Source organism: Streptomyces sp. 1222.5, assembly GCF_900105245.1.
Taxonomy (GTDB): Bacteria; Actinomycetota; Actinomycetes; order Streptomycetales; family Streptomycetaceae; genus Streptomyces; species Streptomyces albidocamelliae.
Genome location: NZ_FNSZ01000001.1, coordinates 959,904 through 986,528 on the forward strand (window position 1 = coordinate 959,904; position 26,625 = coordinate 986,528).

Genomic DNA, 26,625 nt, shown 5'->3' on the forward strand with positions numbered 1-26,625 from the left:
GGGCGAGTCCGCCTCAGTCGGCGGTCCGTTCCGGTCCCCCGGCCGGGCCCGGCACCGCCCGGTCGTCGGGGCCGGCCAGGTGCGGCCGGCGCAGTGACGAGGCACGCGGGACCAGCCGGGGCTCGGGCGCGGGCCTCACGCGCCCGGCGGCCGGCGACTCCCCCTCGCCGAGGGGGCGTCCGCCGCCCAGCCGGGCGAGCAGCAGCTCCACCGCGTCCCCGGCGGCCCGGTCCAGGCGCAGGTCGACCGCGGTGAGCGGCGGCTCGCAGGTCCGGGCCCGCAGTCCGTCGTACCGGGTGACGACCATGACGTCGTCGGGTACGCGGCGTCCCGCCTCGCGCAGCGCCCGTACGGCACCGACGGCGAAGGCGTCGACGAGGACGCACAGCGCGTCGACGTCCGGGTGTTCGGCGAGCAGCGCGGCACAGCGCTCGTATCCGGCCTGTTCGCCGCCGTCCTCCGGCACGCAGGCGACGACCGGCGGCCAGCCGTGTGCGGCCGCCGCCCGTTCGTAGGCCGCGCGGGCGTCGACCGCGGAGTGGCGGGTGCCCGCGCCGACGACGAGCGCGGGGTGCCGGGCGCCCTGCGCGCGCAGGTGCTCCAGCAGCAGGTCGACGACCTTGCCGCCGTGCAGGTCCACGTAGGGTGCGTCGTCGTCGGGGCCGGTGGGCCGGCCCAGGGCGACGTACGGCAGGCCGCGCTCGCGCAGTTGGGCCACGGCCGGGTCGTCCGCCTCGGGTTCGACCACGATCGCGCCGTCGATGTCCACCGAGTACAGGGCGGACGCGGACTGCACGGGCGGGATCAGCACGAGGGCGTACTCGTGGACGAGGGCCCGCTCGGCGGCCGCCGCGGCCACCTCCATGTAGAACCCCAGGCGCGAGGGGCCGCCGGCCACCGCGAAGGGCATGGAGGAGGCGAGCGCGATGGCCCTGGCCTGCCCCCGGCGCAGCCGCTGGGCGCGCAGGTTGGGCCGGTAACCCAGTTCCGCCGCGACCCGCTTGATGCGCTCGCGGGTGCGGGGGTCGACCTTGCCGATGCCGTTGAGAGCGTGGGACACCGTGGTACGCGACACCGACGCCGCCTCGGCGACGTCGGCGATCGTGGGCCGGCGGTCGCCTCGGGGCATGGTCATGCGCCCATCTTGCCTCAACCGCCGGGTGCCGGGACCGGCACCCTCGCCCGCCCCACCGCACTCCGTCGACGGCGCGCCCCCACTGGTGCAGGGCGGCCCATGAGCTTGCCCCGGTCACGGAGAGTCGCGGCCGATGACCCGACGCCGATCTCAGCTCCACTCTTCTTGCTCTGCCGGAGGCACCGGTACTCGCCGTTCGTGCGGGCCGCGTGCGACATCCATGCCGTACCAGCGCTGCCCGTCCCCGTCAGCGGCCTCGGCGCCTGAGACGCAGGGCGCCGAGCAGCTGGGTGAGTACCCTGAGCGCCGCCTGCCGGCGGACGGGCTTGCGGGACCGGACGGAGGGATGAGGCCCAGGCCGTCGTCGCCGACCAACGGTTGCGCAGTTACGAGTTCGTGCACGCGACCTTCGGTGAGTATGTGACCGCTCGGCTCCTGGACCACGCGCTGCTCCTTCTGCCGACGCGGTTCCGGGAAGCAGAACGACTTCCGGATGACGCCGAGTTGTACGCACTGCTGTCCTTCACTCCGCTGACCGACCGGGCGCAGGTCGTTCAGAATCTTGCCGACATGCTTGACACCTGCCCGGACGAGGAGCGGGCGGAGCTGTCGGCTCTGCTCGTCCAGTTGTTCCGGGGAGTGCGGTGGGAGGGCACCCACCGCACGGACCACCCGCATGCACCGACACGCCGGACCAGGCCGTACCGCGACGCCGCCGGCCGGGACCTCGCCCGAAAACCGGCAGGTCAGCAGCTCCTACCGGCCGTGGCTTGGCACCTCCTCCGGGGCACGTAGCGACTCTCGCTGAACCCCAGTGCCGGGAGGGGAAGGAAGACTCGATCCCGCACCGCCCATCAGGGCGCCTCGGGGCGGGGCGCGGGCGCCGTCCTGCGAACCGGCGAAGACCGGCGGCGAAGGTGGAGGGCAAGCGCGCCGATCACCATCGGCGTCCGTCGGCACCTCTACCGTGCTGGCTTGTACGCACTCGCCCAGGTGAGGAGGGGTGTTGCCGGATCAGCCGCGGGAAGGACCCGCAGCCAGTGAGAGCGGTCTGTCCCTGTGGGTCTGGTCCTTGCTCGGGCTGTTCGCCGCCTGTGTGCCCGGGGCACTCCTCGTGGTGGAGAAGTCGGGCTCCGCGCTGTCCCCCGCACCGCTCGTACTGGTCATTCTCGCAGCTCTGGCCGGCTACCTGGTGGCCGTGCGGGTCGTGATCAGGGACAGATTCGGGCAGCGTCCGCGGCGGGCCCGACTGCTGGTGTGGGCCGTAGCTGCTGGTCTTTTCCTCGGCAGCGTGGCGGTGCTCTTCGCGTTCCGTCCCCCGCCGCCCCCTCTTACCCGGATGAGCGGGGCGCGTGACGTGGCCGTAGTCGGTTTCGCCGGCCACGACGGACGGCCGGACAAACGAGTACTGGCCGATGTCGCGGCAGACTTCACCCATGCCATGGCGGGGCGGATCCCCACCGCCGGCGCCGTACGCGACTACACCGGCGAGGTTTCGCTGCCGCTCACTCAACTGGAGGAAGCACACCGCGACGCACTGGAGCACGAGACCTCCAGGTTCGCGGACGAGAGCGACGCCGAGATCGTGGTGAGCGGTCTGGTGGCCACGGACCCGGCCGGCCAGACCACACTGCGGCCGGCCGTCTACGTCAGGGCCGACCAGGTCCCCGACGCACCCGAACTCGCGAGCTGGTTCCTGGGCGCACCGATCCTCATGGCACGCGGCTGGGAGTCGGCGCAAGGACGTGCTCAACTTCGCACGGAACTGACGCGGCAGATCGGAACCCTGGCGCAGTTCATGGACGCGCTGGACACGTGGCGCAACGGCCGCCCCGCCAGGGCTGTCCAGATTCTGAACGGTCTACTCGACCCGACGCGGCGGAGCGGCACCGACTCCTTGGTACCCCTTGACCTGCTGCGGCTGTTCCATGGCCATGCCGCCGAAGCGCAGGCCGTGGGCGAGCCGGCAGACGGTCGGCAGAAGCTGCTGCAGCAGGCGCGCACCGATTACCTCACCATCGACGACGGCTCCGCGGCCGGCCGGCGTGCCGCGCTCAGCCTGCAGTACAACGCCTATCTGCGGGCCCGGAACGGCGCACAGGGCTGCGAGCCGGGGAACGTCAACGGCAGAGAACTCGCCGACATCTCCCGGGCCCTGCGCGCCCTCGCCCAGGACCGCCGGTTGGGCGAACTGGGACGGCTCAGGGCCACGGTGAACCTTGCGCAGGCCGAACAGTGCCGTATCACCGCCCATCTGGCCAAGGACAACGGTGCAGTGCAACGGGCCGTGGCACCAGCGTTGAAGGCGCCGGACATCACCGGCTCCACCGACATCCGGGCGCTGGCGGCGGCCATCGCCGCCGTCAACGCGAACGACCGGGGCGACGTGACATCAGCGATCCGATACATCCGCCTGGCCATCGCCAACGGGCAGGATCTGCAGCAGCGAGCTGTCTGGCACGGCCTGCTGGCGACCTGGAGCCTGGCCCGCTGCGACCTTCGAACCGGCCGTACCGCCACACAGGACGCCCTGGCCCAGTTGGCCGCGGCCGAACGCGCGGGCAGGACGAGCCCCCAGCTCCACCACCAGCTCGAACAGGCTTTCACGACGCAGCTGTCCGGCGCCGAAAGACGCTGCGGCGCGGTCGGACAAGAAACGAGGTGACATGAACAGGCAACTGGCTGGGTGGCTGGCCGGGACGTGCGTTCTCCTCCTGGGCTGTCAGGCACAACGCCATTCCCCAGCGTTGCCCACCAAAACGGCAGCCGCGCTCTCCCCGACCACCGCCAGTCCGACGGCGTCAGCGCTGGAACTGCTGCTTGCCCAGCAGTTCGACATGGGGATGAGCGGCGCCGGTCCGCACGGCTGTCTCGACGACCTGGCCTTGATCAAGCACCGGCCTTCGGCCGGCCACCCCCTGGCCTGGGTGTCGTCCTATGTCGAAATGGCCGACAAGGTCACGGTACGCCTGGGCAGAGAGACCCTGCTCTGCCTGTCCGGTTTCCCGAAGGACAAGCCGGTCACGATCACGGTGCGGGCGGGAGGACGTCAATACACCGTGCCGGTGCGACATGTGGCGAAGGATCACGCCGCGCCTCCGGACGACAACGCCCTGTTCGACGGGCGCACCATCGACGTCGAGGACGCCGGTGATGATCTTCAAGAGAGCACATTCTGGCGGTTTCTGCCCGCCGACCCGGCTCGCAAGTCCGTCGCCCTCGCCGGCCGACTGCCTCTGACAGCGATGGCCGGCACGGTCGAGAGCAGCTATGAGGTACCGCTGAGCTGGGAACAGGGTGCGGCGTCCCTGGAGAAGTGGGAGCGCACGAGAAAGATCGCGGTGTTCGGCTACCCGGTCGGCGCAACGGTGCCCATCGGTCTCTATCGAGTGGGCCGGCAAGGGCAGGAAGCGGTGCTGGAACGGACGGTCGGCCACGTCGTCATGCCGGCTTCCCGGGTCGCCCTCTTCACCGTACCGAGGGACGTCTTCCGTCTGGTGAGCGAAGAGCCGTCGGCGGGTGAGGATTCCCACTGCCTGTCCGTGCCACAGGAGCGCCAGGCATGCATGGGGTAAACCGCGCCCTCGAGTCCCGCAGGGATTGCGCCACCGTCGGCAGGGAACAACCGACGGCCGACTCTGCGAGTCCTATGGCTGCGAGGCGGCCGTCCGGTCGGCACCGGCGGGCAATCCGCATGCCGCCGGTGCTGCACAGCGGCGTCCGCCTCGACCCTTCGGGCGGGGCGCAGTGGCTGGACGATGGAGCGGACGCAGTCGCCGCGCGCGGCGGCCACCCTGACGGCCCGGCTGGTGATCACGACGAGGCTCTGTCCGGCACCGGGCAGCAGATCGTGCACGTGATCGGCGTCATCGGCGTTGTCCGGCGCCACGATCGCGCGCCGCGAGATCCACACGGGGAATTGGCCACCGGGGAATGGCGGCGGTCAGCAGGTGCGCGGCGTGCACAGCCGACGCGGACTCGCCCACGCCGCCCATGCCGTCGACCGCCAGCACTCCGTCCGGTCAGGTCACGCGGCTGCCGTGGAAACCCCGCCGGCTCCTCACTCCGCACCCTACTCATAAGTGATCTTGTGACGGAAGGCGGAGATGCCGTATGAGCAGGCACGAATCAGGAATCCAGGCTTCCGGCCGGTCCGCATGCATGCCCCTTGATCACCCCGGTCCGGTCGCCATCCGCTTGGTGCGGTTCGCGCGATGGTGCGACGCTTGGGGGGGAGAGGTGCCCGACGAGGGGATTCCTGGAGGGCCGATGGGACGGGACGTCCCGGCGCTCGTCTTCACCCGCGAGGACCGCCGCCGGTACCGGATCAAGATGCAGGAATGCCTGGACGTACTGGCCCAGATGCTGCGCGACGAACGGTTCGAGTCCGAGCGGCCCCAGGTCGGCCTGGAGATCGAGCTGAACCTGGTGGACGACGACGCCGAGCCGGCCATGCGCAACAGCGACGTGCTGGAGGCCATCTCCGATCCCGCCTGGTCCACCGAGCTGGGCCGGTTCAACCTGGAGATCAACGTCCCGCCGCGGCGCCTCACGGCGGGCGGCCCGGACGCCTGGGAGTCGGAGATCCGCGCTGCGCTCAACCACGCCGACGAGCGCGCCCGGTCGGTCGGCACCCGGCTGATCATGGTCGGCATCCTCCCCACCCTGCGGCAGCAGGACATCGGGGAGGACTCACTGTCGGAGAACCCCCGCTACCGGCTGCTCAACGACCAGGTGTTCGCGGCCCGGGGCGAGGATCTGCGCATCGAGATCGACGGCGTCGACCGGCTGCGGACCTACGCGGACACCATCACCCCGGAGGCCGCCTGCACGAGCACGCAGTTCCATCTCCAGGTGTCACCGGAGGAGTTCGCCCCGTACTGGAACGCGGCGCAGGCCATCTCCGGCGTCCAGGTGGCGCTGGCCGCGAACGCGCCGTTCCTGTTCGGCAAGGAACTGTGGCACGAGACCCGTATCCCGCTGTTCGAGCAGGCCACGGACACCCGCCCGGAGGAGATCAAGGTCCAGGGGGTGCGGCCCCGGGTGTGGTTCGGCGAGCGCTGGATCAACAGCGTCTTCGACCTGTTCGAGGAGAACCTGCGCTACTTCCCGGCACTCCTGCCGCTGTGCGACGAACAGAACCCGGCGGAGACCCTGGACCGCGGTGACATCCCCGAGCTGGGCGAGCTCACCTTGCACAACGGCACCATCTACCGCTGGAACCGGCCCGTCTACGCCGTCGCCCACGACGTGCCGCACATCCGCGTGGAGAACCGGGTGCTGCCGGCCGGGCCGACCGTCGCCGACACCCTCGCCAACGGCGCCTTCTACTACGGGCTCACCCGGGCCCTGGTGGAGGAGGACCGGCCGGTGTGGTCGCGGATGTCCTTCGCGGCCGCCGAGGACAACCTGCACAACGCCGCCCGGAACGGCATCGACGCCCTCCTGTACTGGCCCGGGATGGGCGAGGTGCCGGTACCGGAGCTGGTGCTGCGCAGGCTGCTGCCGCTCGCGCACCGCGGCCTGGAACACTCGGGCATGGACGCGGCGTGGCGGGAGCCACTGCTCGGGATCATCGAGCAGCGCTGTGTGACGGCGCGCAACGGAGCCGTGTGGCAGAAGGAGATGTTCCAACGTTTCGAGACGACCGGGCGTACCGGCCGTCATGAGGCGCTGCGGCGGATGGCACAGCTGTACATGGACTACATGCACCTCAACGCCCCGGCACACACCTGGCCGGTGGACTGACCCCGGTCAGCGGTGCCTCGCCAGGAGGCGCACCGCCCGGTCGAACGCCGAGTCCCGGTTCTGCGCGAACTCCTCCTCGGTGAAGACCGGTTCGGCCAGTTGCGGCGGGATGCCGGCGCCGTCGAAGGTGCGGCCCGTGCGGGTCAGGTACTCCTCGTTCGGCAGGGCGAAGAGCATGCCGTCGGGGAGGTGGCGGACCAGCACGTCCGAGAAGACGCCCTGGGTGGACTGTCCGATGCGCACGGTACGGCCGGGCCGGTCCATCAGCGCCTGGGTGAAGGTCTCGCCCGCGCTGACCGTCGATCCGCCGGTGAGTACGGCGATGGGGCCGCCGTAGCGGGGTGCGCGGGCCGGGTGGACCCGTACGGGTTCGGGCCGCGTGTGCCGGGCGGGGTCGGCCGGGTGGTTGCGGGCGCGTTTCGCGTAGGCGGTGTAAGGCGGGTCGGTCAGCCGCTCGGCGACGCGGATGCCGAGCGTGTCGGAGCCGCCGTCGTTGACGCGCAGGTCGATGATCAGGCCGCGCAGGCGCCGGGTGCGGTCGCGGGTGAGGACGGTGTCCAACGCCCGGTCCAGTGCGGCCCGTTCGGCGGAATGTGGCGCGTCCTCGCCGGTGTAGCCACCGAAGCCGGAGATCCGCAGGTAGCCGAGATCGCCCCGCAGGTCGGCGTAGGTGATCCGGCCCGCGCCGAAGTCCTGGCGGCCGGAGGCCGGCCGGAGGTCCCGGGCGACGACGAACTCCTTGGTCCTGGCGTCCAGTTCCGGGGTAGGCCGCGCGGTGCCGGGGCGTATCTCGCTGAGGACGCGGTCGCCGTACCGCAGCGCGACATGGGCGTCGTACAGGGGACGGAGCATCCGGCTGAAGATCTCGAACAGCTGGTCACCGGTGGTGTCCCGGTGGACCTGCGGCCGGTAGCGGTCCCGTACGGCGTGCCAGTCGACGCCCTTTCGCGCGAAGAACGGGTAGTTCTCCTCGAAGGTCTGCCAGAGGATGTCGAAGGACGTGCGCGGGTCGGTGGCCGCCGGCCGCGCGCAGGCGGCGGGAAGGGCCGGCAGCCGGCGCAGCCGCCGGTGGCCCGTCGAGGTGTCGGCGGTGAGCCGGGCTCGGTCCGGGTCGTGCGTGGTCCGTACGGTCAGGACGGTGCCGGCCGCCGTCGTGTAGGTACCGGGCCCGGTGCGCCGCGCGGTGTCGCCCCTGACACAGGTCAGGGACGTCGTCTGGTACTCGCGCAGCGCTCCCCCGCCGAGGACGAGGACGGTGCCGTATCCGTCCGTGCGCCACACCCCGTCGGTGCCGGGCGGTCCGGGTCGCTCGGCGGCCGTGGCCGGTACGGCTCCGGCGGCGAGGGTCAGGGCGGCGGCGACGGCCATGACGATGCGCACGATCAGTCCTTCCGGTACGGGATCACGGGCCACCAGGGTGACCGACGCCCGCACCCCCGGCCACCGGTCCGCATCCTCGGGTCACCGGCCAACCGCCCGCCGACGGAGCGGCACCGCGCAGGAGTTGTACGGAAAGAGGCGGTCCCCACCAGGCTCAGTTCGACGTCACGCAGCTCGGCGGCACCCCGTGATCCATGGTGGGCCGGGCTAGGCAGTCGCGCCGGCCGGCCGCTCCCGGTCCAGGCCGGTACACGGTCCGGCGTCCGGCAGATGGACCTTCGCCCACTCGGCGAGCTCCTTGAGCGCGGGTTCCAGGGCGGCCCCTGCGCCGGTCAGCCGGTAGGAGACGCGCAGCGGCGGGCCCTCGTCGACCTCGCGCAGGACGAGACCGGCGGCACCGAGTTCCGCCAGGCGGTCGGACAGCATGCGTTCGCTGATGCCGGGGACGGCCCGGCGCAGGTCGGCGAAGTGCGCGGGCTGTTCGACCAGGACCGCCACGATCGGGCCGCTCCATCGTTTTCCGAGCAACTGGAAGACGCGGGTGATGCCCTCGTCCACCCGCTTGCACGCCGCGCTGTCGTGGTTCTGGTCTGCCGCCATGGGATCAGGGTACTACCCCGAGGTAGGGGGATGAAAAAAAGTAAGTCCCTGTGTTAGACATAGTCGAGTACGAAACATCAGCCCGTTGTCGTCGGGGCACCGGGCTGCCCCTTCCCGCTTTCTGGAGATCCCCATGGCCACCCTGCTGCACATCGACTCCTCCGTGTCCTCCGGCGAGGCGTCCTCCTCGCGCGCCGTCACGGCGGCCTTCCGCGCGCACTGGCAGGAGCAGCACCCGGAAGGCACGGTCGTCTACCACGACCTGGCCGCACAGCCCGTCGCACACATCACCGCGGACGCGCACTTCGCCGGGTTCGCCGACCCGGCCGCCCACACCCCCGGACAGGCCGCCGCCTTCGCCGAACGCGTCAAGCTGATCGAGGAACTGGAGCGGGCGGACGCCGTGCTGATCGGCGCCCCGATGTACAACTTCTCGATCCCCTCGACCCTCAAGGCCTGGCTGGACAACGTGATCCTGTTGGGCCGTACGGCGGGCGAGGCGCAGTCCGCCAAGGGCACCCCGGTGACGGTCGTCGCCAGCCGGGGCGGCTCCTACGCGCCGGGCACCCCGCGTGAGCCGTTCGAGTACGTGCAGAACTACCTGTCCGCCGTCCTCGGCACCGCTCTCGGTCTCGACGTCGACTTCATCGTCCCGGAGCTGACCATGGCCCCGCTCAACCCGGCGATGGCCGAGCTGGTCCCGCTGTTCGAGGCCTCCCGCGACCGCGCCTTCGAGGAGGCGGCCGCGAAGGCGAAGGCGCTCGCCGGGCGCGCCGCGGCCTGACCGCCGGCCGGCCCGGGCACCGCGGCGGTCGCGGTGCGCGGGCCGGTGGCGTGTCCGGAGCTCGGGGCTCGCGGCTCGGCCGCGTCCGGGTTACCGCCTACGGGTATTCGCAGTAGACGGGGCTGCTGTCGGTCTCGGTCGGGACACCCGGGACCGGACCGTCGTTGGAGCCTCCGCTGACGTAGACGGCGCTCACCCAGCCGAGCCAGCCCTGCGAAGTGACGATCTCCACCCAGTAGTGGTTGTAGTAGGGCCCGTCGGCCACCCGGTCGCCCCAGCGCTGGCAGTAGGCGTACACCTGGACGTTCGTCAGCCGCTCACTGCTCGCCAGACCGCAGGTGGTGCTCGCGCACTGGCGCACCCTCACCTGACTTCCCCAGATGTGCACCGTGCCGCCCGAGGCCGCGGCCCGGGCCGGGCCCGGCGCGACGCCCAGCAGGGCGACCATGCCGAGCAGGGCGGCGAGCAGGGCGCGCACGGGGAGCCGTGACACGAACGAGCGGGTCGTGATCTTCGAGGTCACCGCGGATGTCCTTTCCTTCACACACGGCCGGCGGTCGACGCGGTCAGCGACAGTCACTGTCCGTCGGCAGCCCGGGAACCGGTTCGTCGTTGCCGCCGCCGCGCACGTAGACCGCGCTGATCCAGCCGATGGGTCCGCCCGCGTCGACCTGGACCCACCAGTTGTTGCGGTACGGGCCGTCCGTCACCTCACTGCCGGTGCGCTGACAGAAGGCCGTGACCCACCGCTTCCCGATCTGCGCGTGGCTGATCGGCGGGCACGCGGAGGACACCTGCGGGCAGGCCCGGACGTTCACGCCCGTCGCCCACACGTACACGCTGGTGTCGCTCGTGGTCGCCTGCGCCGGTGCCGCACACAGCAGGGGCACCACAGCGGCGGCGGCTACGGCACCGGCCGACAGCGTGCCGCGCAGGGCGCGTCCGGTCGTACGAAGGCTGGTCGTCATGGCTCTCCTGTTCCGGGGCGCTCCTCGGCGTGCCGCGGGGACGCGGGGGCGGGGCGGGTCGCTGTCGCCGGAGGGACCCCCCGGGCGGCCCTGCCGTATGACTGCGGCGTCCACGACTTCTTCCGGGCGCGCCGACGGCGGGCGGGAACGGACCGGGGCCCTTCTCAGGGGGCGGGGAGCCGGCGCCTCACGCCAGGACGAGCACCAGGGGGATCCCACGGCACGGCACCAGGCGCATGCCGTCGTACGTGCCGGGCCGCCCCTCGGCGAGGAGTTCGCCGAAGTCGGGACCCTTGGTGAGGGAGCCGGCCAGATGGGCGGGGTCGGTGGAGGCGGCGACCCGGCCGCGGGCGTTGACCAGGCGGGCGGGGCGGCCCAGGCGCCGCAGCAGGGGCAGGACGGCGGCCTCGAAGTGCCGCAGGTAGACGTCGGCCGCGGCCACTCCGGCGAACCGTCCCTGGACGCACACCGGTTCGGACAGGGTGAGGCTGTACTCGTCGGAGCAGAGGTAGTCGACGTACGGTCCGGCCACGGCCCGGCGGCCGGTGTCGCGGGGCAGCGCGAACCAGTCCCAGTGGGTGTAGTCGGAGTACGCGGAGTGGCCCGGGTCGAGGTCCAGGACGAGCGGGCGCACCTCGCCGTCGGCGTTCGACTGCCACCACTCGAGCCAGGCGGGCACGTCGGCCAACAGGCCCGGCGCGACGACGAATCCGGCGCCGGAGACGAGTTCCTCGCGGGTCAGGCGCAGGTGCAGTCCCGGGCGGAGGGCGGCGAGGTCGGCGCTGATGGGGCGGCGGCCGTCGGTGGTCGCCCGGCCGAGCAGGGCCGCCGTGTCCGCGCGGGTCGCCGCGACCGCGTCGAAGACCGCCTCCAGCGCACCGCCCACCTGTTCGGCCACCCACGTCTCGGTGTCCGTGCCGAGGGTGGCCGGCCCGGAGCTGACGCCCATGGTGTCCTCCAGCGCACGGGAACCGGACGCGGCGCGGTCAGAGGGACAGGCGTACGGCGACGAGTCGCGCCGCGGCGTCCCTGACGCACCGCTCGGCCAGCGTGCCGGCCGATTCGTGGGCCCCATCCTGCACGGCGGAGATCACGGTGCGGTGACGTTCCGCAACTTCTTCACGATATGCGTCGTCGGCGAGGACGAGGCAGAGCAGCGCCCCCACCTCGCTCTGCAGCGCGACCTGTTCACGGGTGAGCCGGGCGGACTGGGCCGCCGCGGCGAGTTCGACGTGGAAGCGGCCGTACAGCCGGCTGCGCGCGCCCGCGTCCCCGGCGTGTGCCAGGTCCTCGGCCGTACGGCGCAGGGGGTCCAGTTCCTCGGGTTCGGTGCGCTGGGCGGCGAGGCGGGCCGCGGCACCGGACAGGGCGGCCCAGTGGTCGCCCAGATCGCGCAGCTCCTCGGTGCTCCAGCCGCGCAGCCGTGCCTTGAGGCGGTCGTCGGCGGGGACTTCGGGCAGGGAGACGAAGCTGCCGCCGCCCCGGCCCCGGCGGGTGGTGACGAGGCCCTGCTGCCGCAGGGCCATGAGCGCCTCGCGCAGGGTCACGGTGGAGACCCCGAGCTGTCCGGCGAGTTCGGTCTCGCCCGGAAGCTGCTCGCCGTCGGCCAGGAGGCCCAGCTCGATGGCGTCGCCGATGCGGCGGACGACGGCGTCCACGCGGGCCCGGTTGTCCACCGGGCTGAAGACGGCCTTGCGGGCGCCGCCGTCGATCCCGTGCTGCCTCACGGCCACCACCTCGTGCGTTGACTCAAGCTTTACCCTAAGGGGCCCTTGAGCTTTGAACTATGACTTCATATGTTTACTGTCAACGTACAGCGCGCCAGAAAGGTTCCCCCATGGAGGGAATTGCGATCCGGCTGCGGGACCTGCGGAAGTCCTTCGGCGGGACGACCGCGGTGGCCGGGGTCGACCTGGAGATCCGGGACGGGGAGTTCTTCTCGATGCTCGGCCCGTCCGGCTCCGGGAAGACGACGGTCCTGCGGCTCGTCGCCGGGTTCGAGTCGCCCGACCAGGGCCGGATAGAACTCGCCGGACAGGAGGTCACCGGCCTCGCCCCGTTCGAACGGGACGTGCACACCGTCTTCCAGGACTACGCCCTCTTCCCGCACATGACGGTCGAGCAGAACGTCGCCTACGGACTCCGGATCCGCAAGGTGCCGAAGGCCGAACGCCTCGTCAGAGCCCGCAAGGCGCTCGCGGAGGTCCGCCTCGAGGGCTACGGCCAGCGGCGGCCCGCCCAGCTCTCCGGCGGGCAGCGCCAGCGCGTCGCGCTCGCCCGCGCCCTGGTCGGCCGGCCCCGCGTGCTGCTGCTGGACGAGCCGCTCGGCGCCCTCGACCTCAAGCTGCGCGAGCAGATGCAGGTCGAACTCAAGGCCATCCAGCGGGAGGTGGGGATCACCTTCGTCTTCGTCACCCACGACCAGGAGGAGGCCCTGACGATGAGCGACCGCATCGCCGTCTTCGACCAGGGCCGCATCGCCCAGGTCGGCACGCCCGCGGAGATCTACGAACGCCCGGCGACCCCGTTCGTCGCCTCCTTCGTCGGCACCTCCAACCTGCTGGAAGGCGAGAGCGCCCACCGGATCGTCGGCAGTCCCGGCACCTACAACATCCGGCCGGAGAAGATCCGCGTGCTGAAGGAGTCCGCCGAGGCGGACGAGCCGGAGCACACGACCGCCACCGGCACCGTCGCCGAGGTCGTCTACCTCGGCGACGCCACCCGCTTCCTGGTCGACCTCGACGGCGGCGGGCGGATCACCGCGCTGCAGCAGAACCTGGAGACCTCCTCCGAGGACGTCGCCGCCTATCGCGGCACCCGGGTCCGCCTGCAGTGGCACCGCCGGCACGCCGTCCCCCTGCCCTCCTGAACCCTCCCCCACCTCTACGTCCCCCTGGAGAACGTCGTGCGTCCCACCCGCGTCTCGCGTGCCGCCGCCGCGGCCGCCGCGCTGCTGCTCGCCGCCGCCTGCGGCTCCTCCTCCGGTTCCGGCGGGTCCTCCGCCACCGGGCTCAACCCGCCCGACCTCAAGGCCCCGACGAAGCTCGGGAAGACGGAGGGCCAGGTCAATCTGATCGCCTGGGCCGGCTACGTCGAGGACGGCTCGAACGACCCGAAGGTCGACTGGGTCAGCGACTTCGAGAAGCAGACAGGATGTCAGGTTCACTCCAAAGTCGCCGCCAGCTCGGACGAGATGGTCAAGCTGATGAAGACCGGCCAGTACGACGCCGTCTCCGCCTCCGGCGACGCCTCCCTGCGGCTGATCGCCTCCGGGGACGCGGCCCCGGTCAACACCGCCCTCGTCCCCAACTACAAGGACGTCTTCAGCGGGTTGAAGAACGGCGCCTGGAACTCCGTGAAGGGCCGCATGTACGGCATCCCGCACGGCCGGGGCGCCAACCTGCTGATGTACAACACCGAGAAGGTGAAGCCCGCGCCCACCTCCTGGTCCGCCGTGTTCGACGACGCCGGGCGTCACAAGGGACACGTCACCGCGTACGACTCGCCCATCTACATCGCCGACGCGGCCCTGTACCTGAAGGCCACCAAACCCGAGTTGAAGATCGAGAACCCCTACGCCCTCGACCAGAAGCAGTTCGACGCGGCCGTGGCCCTGCTCGAACAGCAGAACGCGGACATCGGCGAGTACTGGAGCGACTACCTCAAGGAGGTCTCCGCCTTCAAGAGCGGTGACTCGGTCGTCGGCACCACCTGGCAGGTCATCGCCGGCCTCACGGCCTCCGAGGGCGCCAAGGTCAAGGCGCTGGTGCCGAAGGAGGGTTCGACCGGCTGGTCCGACACCTGGATGGTCTCCGCGAAGGCCGCCCACCCCAACTGCGCCTACAAATGGCTCGACTGGATCGTCTCGCCCGAGGTCAACGCCCAGGTCGCCGAGTACTTCGGCGAGGCCCCGGCCAACTCCAAGGCGTGCGCGCGGACCAGCGACAAGCACTTCTGCACGGTCTACCACGCGGCCGACGAGAACTACTGGAAGCGGATCGCCTTCTGGAACACGCCCATCGAGCAGTGCCTCGACGGCCGCAAGGACGTCCGTTGCGTGCCGTACGCCAAGTGGGTGCAGGCCTGGACCGAGATCAAGGGCTGAGCCGTGACGACCGAAGTGACGACCGCCGCCGGCCGGGGAACCGTCCGGCGGCTCGCCGGAACGCTCCACCGCAGGCCCCGGCTGCGGCTGACCCTCCTGCTCACCGCGCCGCTGCTGTGGCTGGCCGTGCTCTACCTCGGCTCCCTGGCGGTCCTGTTCGTCTCGGCGTTCTGGACGACCGACTCCTTCACCTCGCAGGTGGTCAAGGTCTGGTCGACGGACAACTTCCACGAGCTGTTCACCACCCCGGTCTTCCGTCAGGTGATCCTGCGCAGTGTGGGCGTCGCGCTCGCGGTGACCGCGTTGTGCGCCCTCATCGCCTTCCCGGTCGCCTTCTACACGGCCCGCGTGGCCCGGCCGCGCCTGCACCCCCTGCTCGTGGTGGCCGTCCTCACCCCGCTGTGGGCGAGTTACCTGGTCAAGGTGTACGCGTGGCGGCTGATCCTGTCCGAGGGCGGGCTCGCCGACTGGATGCTGGCCCCGCTCGGACTGAGCGGTCCCGGCTTCGGACTGCCGGCGACAATCCTCACGCTGACCTACCTGTGGCTGCCGTACATGATCCTGCCGATCCACACCGCCCTGGAGCAGCTCCCGGCCAATCTGCTCGACGCGTCGGCCGACCTCGGGGCGCGGGCCGGGCGGACCTTTCGGTCGGTGGTTTTGCCGATGGTGCTGCCCTCGGTGGCGGCCGGCTCGGTCTTCACCTTCTCGCTCAGCCTCGGTGACTACATCACCGTGCAGATCGTCGGCGGCAAGACGCAGCTGATCGGCAACCTCGTGTACTCCAACATCGAGCTGAACCTGCCCATGGCCGCCGCGCTGGGCACCGTACCCGTGGTCGTGATCGTCGTGTACCTGCTGGCGATCCGCCGCACGGGCGCCCTGAACAGCCTGTAGCCCGCCCCGAACGCCTGGAGAAGAAGAGCGCCATGCATCTCAGCCGTACCGCGCGCGTCGCCCTGCGCATCGGCGCCGGGCTCGGTTTCGCGGTGATCTACGTCCCGCTCCTGCTCGTCCTCGTCAACTCCCTGAACCCGGACCGCAGCGCGAGCTGGCCGCCGCCGGGGCTCACCGTGCGCTGGTGGTCGGTGGCGCTGCACAACTCCGGTGCCCGCGACGCCCTGTGGGTCTCGGTGAAGGCGGGGCTGGGTGCCACCGCGATCGCGCTCGTCCTGGGCACGCTCGTGGCTTTCGCCGTCGCCCGCCACCGCTTCTTCGGCCGGGGCACCGTCTCCTTCGTCGTCGTGCTGCCGATCGCGCTGCCCGGCATCGTCACGGGCATCGCCCTCAACTCGGCCTTCAGCACGGTGCTGGAGCCCCTCGGAGTGGGTCTCGGGCTGTTCACGGTGATCGTCGGGCACGCCACGTTCTGTATCGTCGTGGTGTTCAACAACGTGGTGGCACGGCTGCGGCGCACGGCGGCCTCCTACGAGGAGGCGGCCATGGACCTCGGCGCGACCTCGTTCCGCGCGTTCGCCGACGTGACCTTCCCCCTGGTCCGCTCCGCCCTGCTGGCGGGCGGCCTGCTCGCCTTCGCCCTGTCCTTCGACGAGATCGTCGTCACGACCTTCACCGCGGGACCCGGCATCGAGACCCTCCCCATCTGGATCTTCGGCAACATGACCCGCCCGCAGCAGGCGCCGGTGGTGAACGTCGTGGCCGCCGTCCTGGTCCTGCTGTCGGTGATCCCGATCTACGTCGCCCAGCGTCTGTCCGCCGACACGGCGACGGCGAGCCGGGTATGAGGGGAACCATGGCCGGCCGACGACGGATCGTCCGCCACGACGGGAGGACCCCATGAGCACAGCGCACCCCACACCTCCGGCGCGGACACTGCGGGCGGCCTACGAGGCCTCCGCCGCCGTGGTCGCGGGGCTCGGGGACGACGAGTCGTGGCTGCCGACCGGCTGTACGGGATGGGCCGTTCGGGATCTCGTCTTCCACTGCCTGCAGGACGCCCAGCGCGGGCTGGTGGCGCTGCACACGCCGGCGGACGGGGACACCGACCGGGACGCGGTGACGTACTGGCGGGACTGGCGGCCGAACACCACCGGGGCGGCGAACGGGCGGCGGTGGGTGCGGGTGAACGCGAGCATGTTCCTGGACTTCGGCCAGTTGCGGAGGCTGTATCTGGACACGCTGGCGGCGGCCGTGCACGCGGCGGACGCGGCCGATCCCGCGCGGCGCGTGGCCACCCAGGGGCACGTGCTGACCGCCGCGGACCTGATCGACACGCTCGCGGTGGAGGCGACCGTCCACCACCTCGACATGACCGTGCGGTTGCCCTCCGCCCCCGGACCCTCCGCCGAGGGGCTGGCCGCGGTGCGTGCCGTCCTGGACGGCCTGCTCGGCCGGCCCGCCCCGCCGGAATGGGGCGACGCGCACTACGCCCGCGCCGGTACCGGGCGGGCCGCCCTCACCGACGCCGAGCGCGCCGCCCTCGGTCCGGCGGCGGACCGGTTCCCGCTGTTCGGCTGAGGACCGCCGGCGGCACACACCCAACACGGGGACACCCGTGGGCGACATCTGCGCGGTGCGGGGCATGCCGGGCGGACAGATGGAAACCTGCGCCCCATGAACAACCCTCCCAGCATCAACAATTACGTCGACCGGGTCACCGCGGGTCCCGGCGGGGCGATGACCGAAGAGGTCGGCGTCATCACCGGCGATCTCACCGTCGCGACGATCCTGCTGTCGGACGGCCGCAGTGCGCGCGTCGCCGTCCAGCACTCCGACGGCGACACCTGGTACACCCTCAGCGGCAGCCCCGCCCCGGTGCCGCAGGGCCAACTCGCGGCCTACCACCGGGACCTGCTCGGCCGTATCCGCCGGGGCGGCGGAACACGCGCCACCTGAGTCCCGCGGGTCCGGAGCGGGAGTCGGCCGGATCCGCTGCGTGAGAAGGCTTCCCATGGGTAACCGGCGATGTCATGAACACGTTGACACAGTGCCCGCAGAGGGCGCCACGCCGTCCGGGCTCGCGACCGCCGACCGTGGCCACGGCCACCGGCCCGGGGAGGTAACCGTGCTCTTCCTTGTCGTCGCCCTGCTCCTGCTGGGCATCGTCGTGGGGGCCGCCGCCTATCTCCCCTGGCCCGTCGCCCTGTTACTCGGCTGCTTCATCGCCGGCTGGCTCGTCGTCTTCGCGGGACGCGAGCGGCGGCGCCGCAACCGGACGAGGAGGGCCTGACCATGCGGCTGACCGCGCCACCCTCGCGCCGGACGGGCCGGCAGGACACCGAAGGCATGGCCGTGGCCTCCTTCGTCCTCGGCCTCGTCGGGCTGCTCGTCCTCAACATCGTTCTCGGCCCCATCGCCATCGTGCTGGCCGTCATCGCCCTGCGCCGGGACACCCCGCGCCGCTTCCGCGCCTGGCTGGGACTGGGGCTGGGCGTCGCCGACCTGGTCGTCCTCGCCCTCCTGGCGGCCGGACAGGGAACGGCGAGCTGGTCGGTGTGGGGCGGCTGAGCACCCGGTGACCCGCGCGCCGGGTTTCGGCGGCCGCCCCTGGGGGAGTCGGTGCCCGTGGTCTCGTACGGGCCTGAACAACGCGTGTACGTTCCCGAGCTGCGGGCCGACTGGCTGACCCAGACGTCCGTGCACTGGGCCTACTCCCCCGACCAGGTCCAGCGCCTGCTGCCGGACGGACTCGCCGTGGACACGTTCGGCGGATCGGCGTGGGTGAGTCTCACGCCGTTCGTCATGGCCGGTGTGCGGCCACCGGGGTTCCGCGCCGCACTGCGCCCGTTCGCCGAGACCAACCTGCGCACCTATGTGCGCGGGCCCGACGGCCGGGACGGGCTGTGGTTCCTGTCCCTCGAGGTCGCCTCCCCGGTGATGCTGGCCGCCCGCGCGGTCGGGATGCCCTACCACCTGGGCCGCCTGCGGCTGAACCGGCACGCGGGGGCCCTGGAGTACACCGGTGCCCGGCGCGGCGGCCACCCCCGCTATCGCCTGGCCGTCCGCCCGGGCGAGCCGATCCGGCCCACCCGCCGGGACGTGTGGCTGACCTCGCGGTGGCGGGCGTACACCCGCAGGTGCGGTGTGCTGTGGGAGACGCCCGTCGAACACGCGCCCTGGCCTCTGCGCGAAGCGCACGTCGACGTCGTCGAGGAGTCCCTCGTCCGGGCGGCCGGGCTGCCCGCGCCCACGGCCGTACCGCTCGCGCACTTCTCCGACGGGGTGCGCGATGTGCGCCTGGGTGTCTCGCATCCGGTCCGGCCGGCCCGGGGGCACCCGGCCGGACCGAGGACACCCGTGGCGCACCCCGCGACAGGAAGGGAACGGCCGTGAACCCGCCCAGGGCCGTGGCACGGAGCGTGGGACCGGTGGCGGGCCGGCACCCCGGCCCGGGCGGATGAACCCCCACGGGCCCGGCGGCGCCCGGGCCGCCCGGCTGCGGTTCGACGGCTGGATCGCCGGTGTCGGCACCACGTCGGGCACCCGTCTGGTGCTCGGCCACTGGCCCCGCTCTCCCTTCGGCCCGTTCAGCGACGTGATGGTCGAGACGCCCGACGGCCACCGCACCCTGCTGGCGCCCACCCGGCGGATCGCGGACTTCGTCGCCGGCACCTACGCCTTCGACGAGGTCCGGGTCGTACCGGTGCTGGTGCGTGTCACCGGTGACCACTGGTCGGTCGACGCGGGCCCGCTGCTCCGGCTGCGTCTGGCCGTCGGCCGCAGAGGAGTGCCGGGGCTGCTGCTCAGGGCGGTGCCCGGAGCACTCGCGGGCCGGCCCTCCTGGACGGCGGTGACCGATCCGCTCGCCCGCGTGCTGCTCGGCACCCGCACCCGCGGCACCGCCGGCGGCGGACGGCGCGAATGGTACGGCGCCCGCGACCTGCGACTGATCACCGGGGCGACCGCCGTCCACGAAGGGCGCGACCTCGGCCGCCTCTCCCCCGTCGAACCCGCCGTGCGCTTCGGGTTCGGCTCGACGCCCCGTACGCCCAGCCTGGTGCGTGTCACGACGACGGTGGGCACGGCCGCGCCGGTCGCGCCACGTCGCCGGACCCGTCCCTCCACCGGCACACGGCGTGGGCTCCCCCGCCCCTCCCCACGAAGGAGACCCGTCATGAACGGCCCGTCACCGAACCGCGCGCTCGCGTCCGAGTCGGCCCGCGGTACCGCCATGAAGCTGCTCGCCATCTATCTCAACGACCACCTGGCCGGGGCCACCGCGGGCGTCGAGCGGGCCGCCCATCTGGCACGCGCCACCCGAGGCTCCGCACTGGGCCGCGCCGTCGCTCCCGTCGCCGCCGAGATCAGGGAGGACCGGGCCGCGCTGCTCGGCATCATGCGCGATCTGGACGTCTCCGTACGCCGCTACAAGGTCTGGGCGGGCTGGGCGGCCGAACGCGCGAGCCGGCTCAAGGCCAACGGCCGCCTGGTACGGCGCTCGCCGCTCAGCACCGTGCTGGAGCTGGAGGCGCTGCGCATGGCCGTGGAGGGCAAGGCGGCCGGCTGGCAGACCCTGCGCCGGCTGACCGCGACGGACGACCGCCTGGACCCCCGGCTTCTCGACGACCTCCTCGAACGGGCCCGGCGCCAGCAGGACACGGTGGAGGAGTGGCGGGTGCGTCAGGCGGACACGGCCCTGCGCACGGCGGACCGCGTGACACCGTGACCGGAAACCGTCCCGGCGCCCACCGCGTCCCCGGACGCCCTGCGGGCGGGCCCGCCGCTCCCGGGTCCTGCTCGTACCGGCGGGGTGTCAGCGCGTGGGTACGGCCGCGCTGATGTGGCCCAGCGTGGACTCGGGGTCGTACTCCAGAGCGACGTCGCCCAGGGCGACGATGCCGACCACCCTCCCGTCCTCGACCACCGGCAGCCGGCGCAGCGCCTTGCCGCGCATGAGCTGCACGGCACGGTCGACGTCGTCGTCCGGCGCGACGGTGACCAGCTCGCTGCTGCACGCCTCGGCCACCGTTCGTCCGGTGACGTCCCCGCAGTCGGCGAGGATGCGCACGGTCAGGTCGCGGTCGGTGACCAGGCCGCGCAGCCGGTCGCCCGCGCAGACGAGGACCGCGCCGATGTCCTCGTCGCGCATGCGGACGGCGACCTCGCAGACCGGGGTCTCCGGCGTCACCGTGATCGGATTGCAGGTCATGATCTCGCGGACCGCCTGCGTCATGCGCTCCTCCTCGTCCCTCGCCCCGGCGCCCTCGTCGGGCAGGTACCCCGGATTCGGCCGGACCCGGCGCGGCGGCGCCGCCTTTCGTAGGCTGAGGAGCCCCGAGCCTTCCCCGGGAGATCCGCCGGCAGGCAGGAGACCGTCGTGATCGAACTGGCCGCGGCGTTCGCCGTCGCGGGAGCGGCGAGCAACGCCGTGGGCACCGCGTTCCAGCGGAAGGCGGCCTCGGCCAGCAGCCGCGGTGGTCTGCGGCTGCTCGTGGAGCTGGTCCACCGGCCCTTCTGGGTGATCGGCATGGCCGGGGTCATCTGCGCCGCGCTCTTCCAGAGCCTGGCGCTGGTCAACGGCCCGCTCGCGCTGGTGCAGCCGCTGTTCATCCTGGAGCTGCCGTTCGCCCTGCTCGTCGCCGCCCCGCTGATGCACCGGCGCCTCCCCCACTCGGGCTGGTGGGGTGTCGGCGGCTGCGTGGCGGGCCTCGCCGTCCTGCTCGTCGCGGCCGCGCCGCACGGCGCGACCGACCACGCGCCGCTCGTCCGCTGGATCCCGGCCCTGTGCCTGTGTGTGGGCGCGATGGCGGCCGCCGTGCTCCTCGCCGGACGGGGGCGCCCGCCCGCTCGGCGTGCGGCACTACTGGCGGCCGCCTCCGCCATCGGCAACGCGATGACCGCCGCTCTCCTGAAATCGGCCAGCGGCACCTTCGCCGACCAGGGCTTCACGGCGTTCCTGCGGTCCTGGCAGACGTACGGCTTCGCGCTGGCCGGCGTCGCCTCCGTGCTCCTGCTGGAGAACGCCCTCCAGGCCGGTCCGCTCGCGGCCGCCCAGCCGGCGCTGACCATCGGCGACGCGGTGGTCAGCCTGACCCTGGGCATCTTTCTGTTCGCCGAGCGGATCCGCACCGGCTGGTGGCTCGTGCCGGAGGCCGGCGGCGCGCTGCTGATCGTCGCGGGCGTCCTGGTGCTGAGCAAGGCCGTCCAGCGCATCGTGGTGCTGCCGGCCCCGGCGGAGGAGCGGCACATGGCCACGTGAGCGACGTGCGGCGCTCAGGCGGGAGTGCGGCACGCCCCCTGATCTGCTCCGTCCCGGCCCGGCGCCCTTCCTACCCGCCCGCGATCCCGTCGATCCAGGACTGGAGCCGCTCCCCCTGGGCCGCCATCAAGCCGGGGTCGCGCAGGGTGTTGGTGAGGACCGACATGCCCTGGTAGGCCGCGACGAGTTCGACGGCGAGCGCGGCGGCGTCCGCGCGGCCGAGCCGGGCGAACTGGGACTCCACCCAGTCGATCAGTGCCCGCATGACCTCGGCGGCGGCCACATCCAGCCCGTCGTCCCGCTTGTCGAGTTCGGTGGCGAGGGTGCCGAAGGGACAGCCGAACCGCGCCGCCGTCTCCCGCTGGTCGACCCAGCCGGCCACCAGGGCCTTCAGCCTGGCGGCCGGATCGGGAAGCTCGTCCAGACGGGCCGTGAGCGCGTCGAGCTGCTCGCTGTGGGCGTCCACGGCGGCCTCGACCAGCTGGTCCTTGGTCTTGAAGTAGTAGTAGACGTTGCCGAGCGGGACCTCGGCCGTGCGGGCGATGTCGCCGAGAGTGGTCTTCTCCACGCCCTGCTCGTGGAAGACCCGGACGGCCGCCCGCACCAGCGCCTCGCGCTTGCCGCCGCGGCCGGACCGGCCCGACCGCGCCTCGGCCCCCGCCGGAGATTTTGAGTCAGTCACCTGACTAACCATAGACACCGATCACCCGGGGGTCCTAACCTCTCGACTTAGTTAGTCAACTAACTCATACAGGAGGACTCTCATGATCACTGTCACGGGTGCCACGGGTAACGTCGGCCGGGCTCTGGTCGCCGAACTGATCAACGCGGGCGAGACGGTGACCGCAGGCGCCCGGAGGATCGCGCCCGAGGACGTTCCGCCGGGCGTACGGGCCGTCGCGGTCGATCTCGGGCAGCCGGAAAGTCTCGCCCCAGCCCTGGAGGGCGCGGACGCGCTGTTCCTGCTGGTGGCGGGCGACGACCCGGACGGGGTCCTGCGCGAGGCCGCCGCGGCCGGGGTCCAGAAGGTGGTGCTGCTGTCCTCGCAGGGCGTCGGCACCCGGCCGCGGGCGTACGCGCACGCCGCACGCTTCGAGGCGGCCGTGACCCGTTCAGGACTGTCCTTCACGATCCTGCGCTCGGGCGGGATGGCCTCGAACGCGCTCGCCTGGGCCGAACCGGTCCGCCGGGAGCGCGTCGCACCCGCGCCCTTCGCCGACGTGGCGCTGCCGTTCGTCGACCCGGCCGACGTGGCCTCGGTCGCCGCGACCGTACTCCGCGAGGACGGGCACGACACGGCCACCTACACCCTGACCGGCCCGGAGCCCCTCACCCCGCGCCGGCGTGCCGCCGCGGTGGCCGACGCACTCGGGGAACCGGTGACGTTCGTCGAGCAGAGCCGCGAGGAGGCGTACGCACAGTTGCTCCGCTTCATGCCACCCGCCGTCGCCGAGGGCACGTTGGCCATCCTGGGCGAGCCCACGCCGCAGGAGCAGGCCGTGAGCGAGGACGTGGAGCGCCTGCTGGGCCGCGCCGCCACCCCCTTCGCCGCCTGGGCGGCCCGCAACGTCGCGGCATTCCGCTGACCCGGCGCTCGCCCCCGGTCGCCTCGCCCCGACAGCGGACACCCGACCGGCACCTGCTCGGGGCCCGCCACGCCACGCCGGACCCAATCATCCGATTCATAGGCTTATCGGCCTTATTGTTCCCGATGAGAGGGCCACCGGCCGGGGTGCACAACGCGTCCGCAGCGGACGCGGGTTGGGATGGCGATGAGTGGAATCAGCCGCCGGGGCCTGGCACGCCTCGGCCTCGGTGCCGGTATCGGCGTGGCCGCCGCGGCCTGGGCCGGCTGCGGAGGACCGGGCGACTCCCCCGCGGGAGCGGGCGGCCCGGGTGCGGCGACCCGGCTGATCGGGGACGGCTCGACCTCGTACACCGGACCCCAGCCGCACCAGCCGGACCCGCCCGTGGCCCTCGAACCCGGCGAGACCCCACCGCAGTTCGTGGTGTTCTCCTGGGACGGCGCCGGCGAGATCGGCACGGGCCTGTTCCCACGCTTCCTGGAACTCGCCCGGACGCACCGGGCGCACATGACGTTCTTCCTGTCCGGGCTCTATCTGCTGCCGGAGGAGAAGAAACGGCTGTACCGGCCGCCGAACAACCCGCCCGGCGCCTCGGACATCGGGTACCTGACCGACGCACACCTCAAGGACACGCTCAGGTACGTGCGCGAGGCCTGGCTCGACGGCCACGAGATCGGCACGCACTTCAACGGGCACTTCTGCGAGGGTCCGGGATCGGTGGCGAACTGGGGCCCGGGGCAGTGGCGTTCGGAGATCGAGCAGGCGCGGTCCTTCGTCAAGTCCTGGCGTACGCACACCGGCTGGCACGAGCTGCCGCCGCTGCCCTTCGACTACGACAGGGAACTGATCGGCGGCCGCACCCCGTGCCTGCTCGGCCAGGAGAACCTGCTGCCCGCCGCGCGCGAGCTCGGCTGGCGCTACGACGCCTCGTCGCCGGGCGGGATGCAGCTGTGGCCGAGGAAGCGGGGAGGCGTCTGGGACCTCCCCCTGCAGAGCATCCCGTTCCCCGGGCACTCCTTCGAGGTGCTCTCCATGGACTACAACGTGCTGGCCAACCAGTCCAGGAGCACGACGCGCGCACCCTCGTACAACTACCCGTACTGGCGCGCCCAGGCGACCCAGTCCTACATGGCGGGGTTCGACCGGGCCTACGAGACCAACCGGGCGCCGCTGTTCATCGGCAGCCACTTCGAGCAGTGGAACGGCGGCATCTACATGGACGCGGCGGAGGAGGCGCTCCGGCAGATCGCCATCCGCCCGGACGTGCGCCTGGTGTCGTTCCGCCAGTTGGTCGACTGGCTCGACGCCCAGAACCCGCGTGTCCTCGCACGACTGCGCACCCTGGAGGTCGGCCAGAAACCGGAGGGCGGCTGGGCGGAGTTCCTGCGCGCCTGAGGCGACCGCCCGGCCCGGCCCGGTCTTCGTACAGGGTTCGGCCAGGACCCACACCGGCGAAGTGCGCCTGGTCATACGGGAGATGACGGTGCGGTCGGCCCGGAACGACGGGCCTGTCACCCCTCCGGGCGGACTGGATGCCGGCTCATGATCGAGACTCGGTTGAACGCGTTGATGGTGACCGCCACCCAGATCACCGCCGCCGTCTGGTCGTCGGTGAGCACGTCGCGCGCGGCCGCGTACGCGGCGTCCTGCGCGGTTGCGTCCGCGGCGGCGGTCGTCGCCTCAGCCAGGGCGAGGGCGGCCCGCTCGGCGGGCGTGAACACCTCGGTGTCCCGCCAGGCGGCGAGCACCCCGAGACGCTGCGGGGTCTCGCCCGCCCGCAGCGCGGCGCGGGTGTGCACGTGCAGGCAGTAGGCGCACCCGTTGATCTGGGAGACGCGGAGATTGACCAGCTCCACCAGGGCGCGGTCCAGTCCGGCCTCGGCGGCGGTCGTGCGGACCGCCTCGGACGTCTGCACCAGCGCGTGGTACGCCTTGGGGCTCTGCTTGTCGATGTAGATCCGCCGGGTGGCGCCGGTCGGGACGGGACTGGTCAACCTGGACTCCTCCGGGTGCCGTGGCCGGCTCCCCGCGCAAGCGGATGCGCGGAGCCGGGGCAAGGGTTATGCTCGCAATAATTGTTGAAACTAAAACTATCATGGATGGGAGGTGGGCTCGAATGAGCAACACCGAGACGAGGCCCGCCGAGATGCTGTGCGGGTCCCCCGCCGAGCGGGAGCGGACGGGCGCCGACGCCCCGGTCGAGGTGCTCACGCCGCGCGACGTGCCGCTCGGCGGCCCTCGCGCGATGACGGTACGCCGTACGCTGCCGCAGCGGGCCCGCACCCTGATCGGCGCCTGGTGCTTCGCCGACCACTACGGCCCCGACGACGTCGCCCACAGCGGCGGCATGGACGTCGCCCCGCACCCGCACACCGGACTGCAGACGGTGAGCTGGCTGTTCAGCGGAGAGATCGAGCACCGGGACAGTCTGGGCAGCCACGCCCTCGTACGGCCCGGCGAGCTGAACCTGATGACCGGCGGCCACGGCATCGCCCACACGGAGGTGTCCACGCCCCGCACGACCGTGCTGCACGGCGTGCAGCTGTGGGTGGCGCTGCCCGAGGAGCACCGGCACACCGCCCGGGACTTCCAGCACCATGTGCCCGAGCCCGTACATCTCGACGGCGCCGTACTGCGGGTGTTCCTGGGCTCCCTGGCCGGCGCGGTCTCGCCGGTGCGCACCTTCACCCCGCTGCTCGGTGCCGAGATCGTCCTGGAGCCGCACGCCACGCTCACGCTGGCGGTCGACGCCGGCTTCGAGCACGGCGTGCTCGTGGACGAGGGCGACGTCCGCGTCGGCGGCACCCCGCTGCGGGCCGCCGAGCTCGGCTACGTCCCCGACGGCTGCGGCACCCTCGACCTCGCCAACGCATCGGACGGCCCGGCCCGCGTCGTCCTGCTCGGCGGCCCGCCGTTCGGCGAGGAGATCGTGATGTGGTGGAACTTCATCGGCCGCACGCACGAGGACATCGTCGAGGCGCGGGAGGACTGGGAGAAGGCCACCGAGCGCTTCGGCGCCGTGCACGGCTACCCGGGTGAGCGGCTGCCCGCGCCCGTGCTGCCGAACGCCACGCTGAGCCCGCGCGGCAACCCGCCCCGCCACTGACCGGGCCCGCACGGACACCCCTGAGCCCCCCTGGCGCGCCGAGCCCGGCCGGCT

The 26,625-nt window shown here is 72.3% G+C and carries 29 protein-coding genes and 1 pseudogene; 20 read left to right on the forward strand and 10 right to left on the reverse strand.

The window, feature by feature from the left end; all coding sequences use genetic code 11:
* Positions 1–13 precede the first annotated feature (13 nt).
* Positions 14–1,135, reverse strand: coding sequence for a LacI family DNA-binding transcriptional regulator (locus BLW57_RS04320; RefSeq protein WP_093472262.1), 1,122 nt, complete (start codon positions 1,133–1,135; stop codon positions 14–16).
* 420 nt (positions 1,136–1,555) lie between these two features.
* Between BLW57_RS04320 and BLW57_RS04325 the strand changes: the two genes are divergently transcribed.
* The 4 genes from BLW57_RS04325 (at position 1,556) to BLW57_RS04340 (ending at position 6,883) form a co-directional block, all read left to right on the forward strand.
* Positions 1,556–1,930, forward strand: coding sequence for a hypothetical protein (locus tag BLW57_RS04325; RefSeq protein WP_143051582.1), 375 nt, complete (start codon positions 1,556–1,558; stop codon positions 1,928–1,930).
* A gap of 496 nt (positions 1,931–2,426) precedes the next feature.
* Positions 2,427–3,800, forward strand: a complete 1,374-nt coding sequence (locus BLW57_RS04330) for a hypothetical protein (RefSeq protein WP_143051583.1) — start codon at positions 2,427–2,429, stop codon at positions 3,798–3,800.
* Position 3,801: 1 nt separating this feature from the next.
* Positions 3,802–4,710, forward strand: a complete 909-nt coding sequence (locus BLW57_RS04335; protein ID WP_093472267.1) for a hypothetical protein — start codon at positions 3,802–3,804, stop codon at positions 4,708–4,710.
* 694 nt (positions 4,711–5,404) lie between these two features.
* Entirely contained in the window at positions 5,405–6,883 is a 1,479-nt protein-coding gene (locus tag BLW57_RS04340) for a glutamate-cysteine ligase family protein (protein WP_093472269.1), read from the forward strand.
* 6 nt (positions 6,884–6,889) lie between these two features.
* On the opposite strand, the gene BLW57_RS04345 is transcribed toward BLW57_RS04340, so the two are convergent.
* A complete protein-coding gene (locus BLW57_RS04345; RefSeq protein WP_093480521.1) occupies positions 6,890–8,263 on the reverse strand; it encodes a S41 family peptidase in 1,374 nt (457 codons plus the stop codon).
* Positions 8,264–8,470: 207 nt separating this feature from the next.
* Positions 8,471–8,863, reverse strand: a complete 393-nt coding sequence (locus BLW57_RS04350) for a winged helix-turn-helix transcriptional regulator (RefSeq protein WP_093472270.1) — start codon at positions 8,861–8,863, stop codon at positions 8,471–8,473.
* Positions 8,864–8,996: 133 nt separating this feature from the next.
* On the opposite strand from BLW57_RS04350, the gene BLW57_RS04355 reads away from it, so the two are divergent.
* Positions 8,997–9,647: an FMN-dependent NADH-azoreductase gene (locus BLW57_RS04355; RefSeq protein ID WP_093472272.1), complete on the forward strand. Its 651-nt coding sequence runs from the start codon at positions 8,997–8,999 to the stop codon at positions 9,645–9,647.
* A gap of 97 nt (positions 9,648–9,744) precedes the next feature.
* Here BLW57_RS04355 and BLW57_RS04360 read toward each other — a convergent pair whose 3' ends face one another.
* The 4 genes from BLW57_RS04360 to BLW57_RS04375 all read right to left on the reverse strand — a co-directional run bounded on the left by BLW57_RS04360 (position 9,745) and on the right by BLW57_RS04375 (position 12,342).
* Positions 9,745–10,170: a hypothetical protein gene (locus tag BLW57_RS04360; protein WP_093472273.1), complete on the reverse strand. Its 426-nt coding sequence runs from the start codon at positions 10,168–10,170 to the stop codon at positions 9,745–9,747.
* Positions 10,171–10,213: 43 nt separating this feature from the next.
* Positions 10,214–10,615, reverse strand: coding sequence for a hypothetical protein (locus BLW57_RS04365; RefSeq protein WP_093472275.1), 402 nt, complete (start codon positions 10,613–10,615; stop codon positions 10,214–10,216).
* Between the two features lie 187 nt (positions 10,616–10,802).
* The gene (locus tag BLW57_RS04370; protein WP_093472276.1) at positions 10,803–11,564 is read right to left on the reverse strand and encodes a cache domain-containing protein; all 762 of its coding nucleotides are present in this window, start codon (positions 11,562–11,564) and stop codon (positions 10,803–10,805) included.
* Between the two features lie 37 nt (positions 11,565–11,601).
* Positions 11,602–12,342 (reverse strand): FadR/GntR family transcriptional regulator, encoded by a 741-nt coding sequence (locus BLW57_RS04375; RefSeq protein WP_093480522.1) that lies wholly within the window; start codon positions 12,340–12,342, stop codon positions 11,602–11,604.
* Between the two features lie 110 nt (positions 12,343–12,452).
* Between BLW57_RS04375 and BLW57_RS04380 the strand changes: the two genes are divergently transcribed.
* The 11 genes and pseudogenes from BLW57_RS04380 to BLW57_RS04430 all read left to right on the forward strand — a co-directional run bounded on the left by BLW57_RS04380 (position 12,453) and on the right by BLW57_RS04430 (position 20,346).
* Positions 12,453–13,484, forward strand: coding sequence for an ABC transporter ATP-binding protein (locus BLW57_RS04380; RefSeq protein ID WP_093472278.1), 1,032 nt, complete (start codon positions 12,453–12,455; stop codon positions 13,482–13,484).
* 36 nt (positions 13,485–13,520) lie between these two features.
* Entirely contained in the window at positions 13,521–14,720 is a 1,200-nt protein-coding gene (locus BLW57_RS04385; protein WP_093472279.1) for an ABC transporter substrate-binding protein, read from the forward strand.
* A 3-nt stretch (positions 14,721–14,723) separates the two neighbouring features.
* On the forward strand, positions 14,724–15,617 hold the full coding sequence (locus tag BLW57_RS04390) for an ABC transporter permease (protein ID WP_093472281.1): 894 nt from the start codon (positions 14,724–14,726) through the stop codon (positions 15,615–15,617).
* Between the two features lie 32 nt (positions 15,618–15,649).
* The gene (locus BLW57_RS04395) at positions 15,650–16,465 is read left to right on the forward strand and encodes an ABC transporter permease (RefSeq protein ID WP_093472283.1); all 816 of its coding nucleotides are present in this window, start codon (positions 15,650–15,652) and stop codon (positions 16,463–16,465) included.
* A gap of 52 nt (positions 16,466–16,517) precedes the next feature.
* Complete coding sequence (locus BLW57_RS04400) at positions 16,518–17,198, forward strand: maleylpyruvate isomerase N-terminal domain-containing protein (RefSeq protein WP_093472284.1); 681 nt, start codon at positions 16,518–16,520, stop codon at positions 17,196–17,198.
* Positions 17,199–17,294: 96 nt separating this feature from the next.
* On the forward strand, positions 17,295–17,576 hold the full coding sequence (locus BLW57_RS04405) for a hypothetical protein (RefSeq protein ID WP_093472286.1): 282 nt from the start codon (positions 17,295–17,297) through the stop codon (positions 17,574–17,576).
* A 169-nt stretch (positions 17,577–17,745) separates the two neighbouring features.
* Positions 17,746–17,910 (forward strand): hypothetical protein, encoded by a 165-nt coding sequence (locus BLW57_RS41240; RefSeq protein WP_093480523.1) that lies wholly within the window; start codon positions 17,746–17,748, stop codon positions 17,908–17,910.
* A gap of 2 nt (positions 17,911–17,912) precedes the next feature.
* Complete coding sequence (locus BLW57_RS04415; protein ID WP_073890699.1) at positions 17,913–18,188, forward strand: DUF4190 domain-containing protein; 276 nt, start codon at positions 17,913–17,915, stop codon at positions 18,186–18,188.
* Positions 18,189–18,272: 84 nt separating this feature from the next.
* Positions 18,273–19,013: a YqjF family protein gene (locus tag BLW57_RS04420; protein ID WP_093472288.1), complete on the forward strand. Its 741-nt coding sequence runs from the start codon at positions 18,273–18,275 to the stop codon at positions 19,011–19,013.
* Positions 19,014–19,077: 64 nt separating this feature from the next.
* Positions 19,078–19,761, forward strand: a pseudogene (locus BLW57_RS04425) (hypothetical protein); the annotation flags it as partial.
* 33 nt (positions 19,762–19,794) lie between these two features.
* Positions 19,795–20,346, forward strand: coding sequence for a hypothetical protein (locus BLW57_RS04430; protein WP_093480524.1), 552 nt, complete (start codon positions 19,795–19,797; stop codon positions 20,344–20,346).
* An 87-nt stretch (positions 20,347–20,433) separates the two neighbouring features.
* On the opposite strand, the gene BLW57_RS04435 is transcribed toward BLW57_RS04430, so the two are convergent.
* Positions 20,434–20,853, reverse strand: coding sequence for a CBS domain-containing protein (locus tag BLW57_RS04435; protein WP_073890702.1), 420 nt, complete (start codon positions 20,851–20,853; stop codon positions 20,434–20,436).
* Positions 20,854–20,997: 144 nt separating this feature from the next.
* Here BLW57_RS04435 and BLW57_RS04440 point away from each other — a divergent pair, with 144 nt between their 5' ends.
* Positions 20,998–21,879, forward strand: a complete 882-nt coding sequence (locus tag BLW57_RS04440; protein WP_093472290.1) for a DMT family transporter — start codon at positions 20,998–21,000, stop codon at positions 21,877–21,879.
* Between the two features lie 70 nt (positions 21,880–21,949).
* Here the strand turns inward: BLW57_RS04440 and BLW57_RS04445 are convergent, their stop codons facing one another.
* Entirely contained in the window at positions 21,950–22,561 is a 612-nt protein-coding gene (locus BLW57_RS04445) for a TetR/AcrR family transcriptional regulator (protein WP_371127773.1), read from the reverse strand.
* 82 nt (positions 22,562–22,643) lie between these two features.
* Here BLW57_RS04445 and BLW57_RS04450 point away from each other — a divergent pair, with 82 nt between their 5' ends.
* Both BLW57_RS04450 and BLW57_RS04455 read left to right on the forward strand, forming a co-directional pair.
* On the forward strand, positions 22,644–23,465 hold the full coding sequence (locus BLW57_RS04450; RefSeq protein WP_093472293.1) for an SDR family oxidoreductase: 822 nt from the start codon (positions 22,644–22,646) through the stop codon (positions 23,463–23,465).
* Between the two features lie 186 nt (positions 23,466–23,651).
* The gene (locus BLW57_RS04455; protein WP_093480525.1) at positions 23,652–24,860 is read left to right on the forward strand and encodes a polysaccharide deacetylase family protein; all 1,209 of its coding nucleotides are present in this window, start codon (positions 23,652–23,654) and stop codon (positions 24,858–24,860) included.
* A gap of 116 nt (positions 24,861–24,976) precedes the next feature.
* On the opposite strand, the gene BLW57_RS04460 is transcribed toward BLW57_RS04455, so the two are convergent.
* The gene (locus BLW57_RS04460; RefSeq protein WP_093472295.1) at positions 24,977–25,459 is read right to left on the reverse strand and encodes a carboxymuconolactone decarboxylase family protein; all 483 of its coding nucleotides are present in this window, start codon (positions 25,457–25,459) and stop codon (positions 24,977–24,979) included.
* Between the two features lie 122 nt (positions 25,460–25,581).
* Between BLW57_RS04460 and BLW57_RS04465 the strand changes: the two genes are divergently transcribed.
* Complete coding sequence (locus BLW57_RS04465; protein ID WP_093472296.1) at positions 25,582–26,571, forward strand: pirin family protein; 990 nt, start codon at positions 25,582–25,584, stop codon at positions 26,569–26,571.
* Positions 26,572–26,625 lie beyond the last annotated feature (54 nt).

Bases quoted from the DNA above. Each gene is read 5' to 3' on its own strand.
- BLW57_RS04335 (WP_093472267.1), top strand. From the start codon at position 3,802: ATGAACAGGCAACTGGCTGGGTGGCTGGCCGGGACGTGCGTTCTCCTC.
- BLW57_RS04400 (WP_093472284.1), top strand. From the start codon at position 16,518: ATGAGCACAGCGCACCCCACACCTCCGGCGCGGACACTGCGGGCGGCC.
- BLW57_RS04340 (WP_093472269.1), top strand. From the start codon at position 5,405: ATGGGACGGGACGTCCCGGCGCTCGTCTTCACCCGCGAGGACCGCCGC.
- BLW57_RS04320 (WP_093472262.1), bottom strand. From the start codon at position 1,135: ATGACCATGCCCCGAGGCGACCGCCGGCCCACGATCGCCGACGTCGCC.
- BLW57_RS04380 (WP_093472278.1), top strand. From the start codon at position 12,453: ATGGAGGGAATTGCGATCCGGCTGCGGGACCTGCGGAAGTCCTTCGGC.
- BLW57_RS04370 (WP_093472276.1), bottom strand. From the start codon at position 11,564: ATGGGCGTCAGCTCCGGGCCGGCCACCCTCGGCACGGACACCGAGACG.
- BLW57_RS04350 (WP_093472270.1), bottom strand. From the start codon at position 8,863: ATGGCGGCAGACCAGAACCACGACAGCGCGGCGTGCAAGCGGGTGGAC.
- BLW57_RS04430 (WP_093480524.1), top strand. From the start codon at position 19,795: ATGAACGGCCCGTCACCGAACCGCGCGCTCGCGTCCGAGTCGGCCCGC.
- BLW57_RS04455 (WP_093480525.1), top strand. From the start codon at position 23,652: ATGAGTGGAATCAGCCGCCGGGGCCTGGCACGCCTCGGCCTCGGTGCC.
- BLW57_RS04450 (WP_093472293.1), top strand. From the start codon at position 22,644: ATGATCACTGTCACGGGTGCCACGGGTAACGTCGGCCGGGCTCTGGTC.
- BLW57_RS04355 (WP_093472272.1), top strand. From the start codon at position 8,997: ATGGCCACCCTGCTGCACATCGACTCCTCCGTGTCCTCCGGCGAGGCG.
- BLW57_RS04465 (WP_093472296.1), top strand. From the start codon at position 25,582: ATGAGCAACACCGAGACGAGGCCCGCCGAGATGCTGTGCGGGTCCCCC.
- BLW57_RS04395 (WP_093472283.1), top strand. From the start codon at position 15,650: ATGCATCTCAGCCGTACCGCGCGCGTCGCCCTGCGCATCGGCGCCGGG.
- BLW57_RS04365 (WP_093472275.1), bottom strand. From the start codon at position 10,615: ATGACGACCAGCCTTCGTACGACCGGACGCGCCCTGCGCGGCACGCTG.
- BLW57_RS04415 (WP_073890699.1), top strand. From the start codon at position 17,913: ATGCGGCTGACCGCGCCACCCTCGCGCCGGACGGGCCGGCAGGACACC.
- BLW57_RS04435 (WP_073890702.1), bottom strand. From the start codon at position 20,853: ATGACGCAGGCGGTCCGCGAGATCATGACCTGCAATCCGATCACGGTG.
- BLW57_RS04405 (WP_093472286.1), top strand. From the start codon at position 17,295: ATGAACAACCCTCCCAGCATCAACAATTACGTCGACCGGGTCACCGCG.